The sequence below is a fragment of the Parapedobacter tibetensis genome (assembly GCF_024704835.1).
Classification (GTDB): Bacteria; Bacteroidota; Bacteroidia; order Sphingobacteriales; family Sphingobacteriaceae; genus Parapedobacter; species Parapedobacter tibetensis.
This window is the reverse complement of record NZ_JAMXBE010000041.1, coordinates 1-5565: the sequence shown is the minus strand read 5'-3', so window position 1 is coordinate 5565 and position 5565 is coordinate 1. Positions and strand designations below refer to the sequence as shown.

Genomic DNA, 5565 nt, shown 5'->3' with positions numbered 1-5565 from the left:
GCCTTCAATGTCTTCAGACCACCATCCACGGATATTATTGATAGCGGCAAAGACTTCTTCTGGAGTTTGATCCACCAACAGTGTAGCGGAGAAATTTTGATTTTTCATTGCTTATTTTTTGTGATAGTTCATTAATATCTACTTGTCTTTGGGTTTATTTTGCATTGGCAATCGCACGAATTCATGGTTATTATTCGTCAGGTTCGGTAAGTCAGAATCACTCGGCCCGACTTGCTCGGTTGTGCCTGGACGAACTCGAGCGAGTGCCGTCGCACACCCTTAAAGAGCGGCTTGCCGCTACCGAGGACGACCGGGTGGACGATCAGCCACAGTTCATCGATTAGGTCCGCATCCATGAGGCTAGTTACAAGACCTGCTCCCCCGACGACGTAGGTGTTCTTTCCCGGTATGCCCTTCAGCTTCCGAAGCTCGGCGAGGTCCCGGACGATCTGCGACTTGGAGGGCCACGAGATGCTCTTGAGCGTGGTTGATAGAACAATATGAGGTGTCTGCGCTGCGAACTGCGCGTACGCAACCTCGCTGCTGGATGGGGGCCGCCCTGCTATGGTGGGAGAGTCGGGAATGGCGGGGATGCGCTGAGGCTCTGCATGGATCGATCCCCAGTACTCGCCGTAGTCAGGATACATGTGTCCGCCTAGAAGAAACGTGTCGACGTCGTCGATCAGCTGAATCGCATCCGCCCACGAATCGACCCAGTCCTTTTTGCCGTCAAGGTCTTCAATGAAGCCATCCAACGAGACCTGCATCACAGAGATCATTTTCCTGGACGTGTTGTCGGTCATTTTTTTCATTTATTAGTAGGTATAATGTTTTTGTTAAACAAAGGTACTGCCTGATCGTTATCTGACAAAGGTGGCAAAGTGGACTTTATTGCGGGGTAATTTGGACAGAAAACTTCTATCTTTGATAAAACACATTTTAATGAAACACCTTACTATCATCGTTCCTGATGGACAGACTACCTTAACCAGTGTATCCTGTATACTGGGGGCTTACGACATATTTACAAGTGCAAATCAGTACTGGAAAGAACAGGGCAGGGAAGAATTGTTTAAAATCGAACTGGCAGGGGTTTCAAAGAAGGCGGAATTCAACAAAGGCTTGCTAACATTGAGGCCACAGGTAAACATTTCAACCATCACCCAAACCCAACTTATCATTATTCCATCAGTAATTCATCAGAAGGCCATGAAAAGAAACAAGTTACTGGCTGACTGGATTGCGAAACAATATAAAAACGGCGCTGAAATTTCCAGTATGTGCACCGGTGCATTTATGCTGGCTTCAGCAGGTTTGCTGGATGGAAAAAATTGCTCTACACATTGGGATGCCGTTGATGATTTCAGGACCATGTTCCCCAAAGTGGTTTTACAAGCTGATAAATTAATCACAGATGAAAATGGGATTTATACGAATGGAGGCGGTTATTCTTTCCTGAATCTTATCATCTATCTTGTAGAGAAGTATTATGACCGATCAACAGCCATTTATTGTTCTAAAATATTTCAAGTTGAAATAGACAGACAAAGCCAATCACCATTTACCATATTTACCGGGCAGAAGTCCCACCTCGATGAAATTGTGAAAAAAGCACAAGCTTATATTGAAAGCAAACTGAACGAAAAAATATCTGTTAAGAATTTGTCTTCCATGTTCGCTGTCGGCAGACGAAACTTTGATAGAAGGTTTATCAAAGCAACAGGAAATACCCCTGCTGAATATTGCCAACGGGTAAAAATTGAAGCCGCAAAAAAATCATTTGAAACCACCAGCAAAACAATTGCTGAAGTAATGTACAATGTAGGTTATTCAGACGCGAAAACGTTTCGTGAAGTATTTAGAAAAATTACAGGAATGTTGCCATTGGAATACAGGCGCAAATATAATAAGGACGCGGTGAAACTTAGATCAATTACCTATAAAGTTTCATAGTGTAAAAATTTAAATGTCCCCCTTATACAAAATCCACTTCTCATCCGTCTTGGGCGCGTCACGCATTGGAAGCAACTTTGGCTTTTTGCGGCGGCCGGATATTTTCTTCAAAGCCTCCAGTACCAACTTCGGCCATAGGCTGCCCGTCCATATCTCATGGGCATGTTGATATAAATCATATCCAGTCACTCCATCACGGAAATAGCCATCGAGCAGTAGACCATTTAGCAGATCCACCATGCGTTGCAGGTCGGCTGGGTCAACGGTAATTTCAATATTTGAAATACTGTAAGGTTTTAGTTTTTTCCATTGTGGTTTTCCACGTACCATCACCTGCCGCTCGCCACGGTATGTTGTTTTGGTCTTATATACTGTCTTGCGGGCTTCAATCTTGATGTCATTCTCAGGTAACGATTCTTTGAAAACGAAATCCCTGGGTACGCGGTGCAGTATCCGTGCGTATCGGTTAATATGATTGAAATCGTAGGCATCGGCTGTGGTCAAATCTTCATATCGAATCACATCGGCCACATCCCGTCCGATCAGGAAAGCAAATTCCTCTTGAGTATACCCATTAGCTTCTCGGTGTGTGCGTACTTGAGTGTTTAATTCATAATCGTCAACTTCTTTTCAATAACCTGTCCGTGATGCATGTCTTCAGAATATAATATCTTACATCCCGACTCAATTGCAGCACTTATTATAAGGCTATCATAGAAAGAGAAACGATACTTATCCGCTACTTTAATAGCTTCCTTTATCGTTTCAGGATTGTTTATAAACACTTGGTTATTTGCACAACATTCGTCGATGGCCTTTAAGGCGCCGTCAAAAGGCAGTTTAAATTTGCGTGTGAGTGTGTTGCTCAGTTCGGTTAGTACTTGGGTGCTGATATGCGAGTCGGTTTTGGTAATAAGTTTACGAGCGGTAAGCTGTTTGTCCTTTTCCGATACGGAATAGGAATAAACCAAAATATTGGTATCCAAAAAGACCTTATCGCTCATTTGCTTCGTCTCGATCAAACTTGAACCCAGTTGTGTCAATAGCAACGGCGTCAAAAGTCACCTTCTTTTTTGCATGTTTGGAGGCTTGTTGAGGATCCTTACGGAAACGCAACAGCTTCAATTGCTCCAGATCACGAAGGAGGTTCATCGCTTTGTCATTCAATATTTCCAATGTTACCGTTTTCATATCAGCAAATTTACGAAAGATGACTTGTATATCAAAGTGTGTTCGTTATCATGCATTCGGATCATATTCCAAATTCCGCTGGAAACGGATGAGTTTTTCATTGTTGGATTTATCGGGGTCGATTTTTACCAACTTGCCCTCATTGTAGAGGTCTTCCAATGAAGGATCGAAGAAATTTTTTGGTTTCTCGTCGTCGAAGAATCGGTTGGCATATTCCGATATCTCCATTCGCGTGCGTCCTTCATCTCAAGGTAAATATAACGCTAAAGATATTAGCTTTAAAAATAGAAGAGAAATATTTTATCGGTAAGATTAAGGCTGAAATTGGCTTTGTCAACAATTTTTTGGAAGGATAGTTGTTATCCTTATCTTTGCNCTCAAGGTAAATATAACGCTAAAGATATTAGCTTTAAAAATAGAAGAGAAATATTTTATCGGTAAGATTAAGGCTGAAATTGGCTTTGTCAACAATTTTTTGGAAGGATAGTTGTTATCCTTATCTTTGCATTAGGTTTAGGTTGATAGCCCCTAATCCCATTGGGGCGGATCCCCGTTTCCTGTAAATGGAACGGGGTTCTTTTTTTCAGATACCCCGCCTATGCTCACCGATTTCACCGGGCATCCGCTCCATCTTGTGGCAATCCTATTAAACCTCTTCAGTCAGATGGCATGATGAACGGTAAAGACACAAAACGAATCCGCGCTCTCATGCTACCGCAAGTCCTCCCCATGATGGAAAGCGGCCGATGCGATAAACACCATGCCAAAAATCCGGCGATTCCGGATTAGGGAATGTTTCTATGGATTCGTGAGTGTTTTTCCGGATTCGTGAGTGGATTTCACGGATTCGTGAACCTTTTTTGGCATACACTCCGGATTGGATGAAGCAATTAATCACACGCATGTAAGCGTATCCTTTACCTTTTCCTCGTATTGGGGCTCCTGCTGCCTGCGGCTTCGGATCTGTGGGGTAAGGTAATCTCCTATGCCGCTACCCAGCAAAAGGACGCCATAGTGTACATCACCAAAACAGGGGAAAAGTACCACCGAGAGGGGTGCCAATATCTGTGTAAAAGCCAGATCAAGACCGCCACGAAGGATGCCGTCAAGAGTGGGTATGGAGTGTGTAGCAAACTCACTAGTTAAAAGCATAATCATAATTCACGTACTGCATTCAATAGCGCTATTGGGCCAAAGGAATTTATCGCGAAGCTTTCATTCGTCCACTTCCCAGTATCCGCCTTTGTCTGCCCCGATTCTTCTAATCCTACCCATTCTCTTTAGTTTATCCAAATCGCGGGTAACGGTTCTTCGGCTTACATTTGTCAGTAGCACTAAATCTTCTATGGTGATATTTTTGTTTTTTTTGACGGCATCAAAAATAGTATCTTGCCTTTCTGTCACATTTACAGTGCCATTTACAGTGCCATTTGCAGTGCCACGCGGTTCTTTGGTATCTATTTTTTGCGAGGTATAAGCCAATTCAGTCACGAACCCATTGCCCTGTTCTTGATATTGAAAAGTCATTGTCGGGTAGTTTTTGATTTCTTTTCGTACACGAAAGAAGCCCGTACCGTACTTTTCAATATCTACCCAGCTATTCGGTTTCTATACGGTGGTCTAAAATTATTCAATGGCATAATACCCACCGGTTTTAGGTGCTCCCTTGAATTCGATCTTACCTTCGTCACGGAGGCTTTTAAGCAAGCGCTCTATGGATCGCACAGATCCCCCCATCGTTTCGGCAAAGAACGGCACCCTGCTACCGGGGTGTTTGGATATAAGATGCAGTAGCTCGTTTACTCCGCCATTTACTCCGCCATTTACTCCCTCAAGCTCTTGTGTAATAAACTCTGGATGAATCCTCAAAATGACCTGAAAATAACTCCGGTCATTATCCGTCTCAAATTCAGCTTCGGGCGATCCATTGTTTTGCAATGACCGTTTGATAATGGGTATACCTGTTGCTTTACCCTCGGTCAGGTCCAGTTCTTTCAAGAAATCGCCTAGGCGCCTGTTGCGGTATCGCCGTGAAAAGAGCGGGCCGGTCTGTACTTTGTTAGAATCGAAATTCCGGTTTGGCCCCCACACTCGGGCAGCCTCGGGTTGTCCGGGCACCTTCGTTATTTTTTCCTGCAGCACCGTGGTCTTTAGATAAAGCAACGTTTGGCGGATCATCTGGGGTACCGGTCCGCTGATGGCAGGCGCCTCGGTAAACGTGGGGTTATCGGCACCATTCGGAAAATTTAAACTAACAAAGAGTTTTTAGCTAAACCATTGGATTCCGGTTTCCCGTAATGCCATCACCCTTCCCGCCTAAAATTGGCTTTGTCAACAAGTTTTTGGAAGGAATAGTTGTTATCCTTATCTTCGCAGTAGGTTTAGGTTGATAGCCCCTAATCCCATTGGGGCGGATCCCCG

The 5565-nt window shown here is 43.8% G+C and carries 10 protein-coding genes; 1 reads left to right on the top strand and 9 read right to left on the bottom strand.

What is annotated here, in order from left to right:
- Nucleotides 1–197: 197 nt before the first annotated feature.
- Nucleotides 198–803 (bottom strand): dihydrofolate reductase family protein, encoded by a 606-nt coding sequence (locus NF543_RS24965; protein ID WP_257670920.1) that lies wholly within the window; start codon nt 801–803, stop codon nt 198–200.
- Between the two features lie 139 nt (nt 804–942).
- On the opposite strand from NF543_RS24965, the gene NF543_RS24960 reads away from it, so the two are divergent.
- Nucleotides 943–1953 carry a GlxA family transcriptional regulator gene (locus tag NF543_RS24960; RefSeq protein WP_257670919.1) on the top strand — a complete coding sequence of 337 codons (1011 nt, stop codon included), beginning with the start codon at nt 943–945 and terminating at the stop codon, nt 1951–1953.
- 9 nt (nt 1954–1962) lie between these two features.
- Here NF543_RS24960 and NF543_RS24955 read toward each other — a convergent pair whose 3' ends face one another.
- The 8 genes from NF543_RS24955 to NF543_RS24920 form a co-directional block, all read right to left on the bottom strand.
- Complete coding sequence (locus NF543_RS24955) at nt 1963–2484, bottom strand: hypothetical protein (protein WP_257670918.1); 522 nt, start codon at nt 2482–2484, stop codon at nt 1963–1965.
- A 74-nt stretch (nt 2485–2558) separates the two neighbouring features.
- On the bottom strand, nt 2559–2957 hold the full coding sequence (locus NF543_RS24950; protein ID WP_257670917.1) for a PIN domain-containing protein: 399 nt from the start codon (nt 2955–2957) through the stop codon (nt 2559–2561).
- Complete coding sequence (locus NF543_RS24945) at nt 2947–3144, bottom strand: hypothetical protein (protein WP_257670916.1); 198 nt, start codon at nt 3142–3144, stop codon at nt 2947–2949. The genes NF543_RS24950 and NF543_RS24945 overlap by 11 nt, the downstream gene beginning before the upstream one ends.
- Nucleotides 3145–3192: 48 nt before the next feature.
- Nucleotides 3193–3372 (bottom strand): hypothetical protein, encoded by a 180-nt coding sequence (locus NF543_RS24940; RefSeq protein WP_257670915.1) that lies wholly within the window; start codon nt 3370–3372, stop codon nt 3193–3195.
- Nucleotides 3373–3850: 478 nt separating this feature from the next.
- Entirely contained in the window at nt 3851–4048 is a 198-nt protein-coding gene (locus NF543_RS24935) for a hypothetical protein (RefSeq protein WP_257670914.1), read from the bottom strand.
- Entirely contained in the window at nt 4039–4296 is a 258-nt protein-coding gene (locus tag NF543_RS24930) for a hypothetical protein (RefSeq protein WP_257670913.1), read from the bottom strand. The genes NF543_RS24935 and NF543_RS24930 overlap by 10 nt, the downstream gene beginning before the upstream one ends.
- Nucleotides 4297–4359: 63 nt before the next feature.
- A complete protein-coding gene (locus NF543_RS24925) occupies nt 4360–4671 on the bottom strand; it encodes an HTH domain-containing protein (protein ID WP_257670912.1) in 312 nt (103 codons plus the stop codon).
- A gap of 99 nt (nt 4672–4770) precedes the next feature.
- Complete coding sequence (locus NF543_RS24920; RefSeq protein WP_257670911.1) at nt 4771–5322, bottom strand: ATP-binding protein; 552 nt, start codon at nt 5320–5322, stop codon at nt 4771–4773.
- Between the last annotated feature and the right edge of the window lie 243 nt (nt 5323–5565).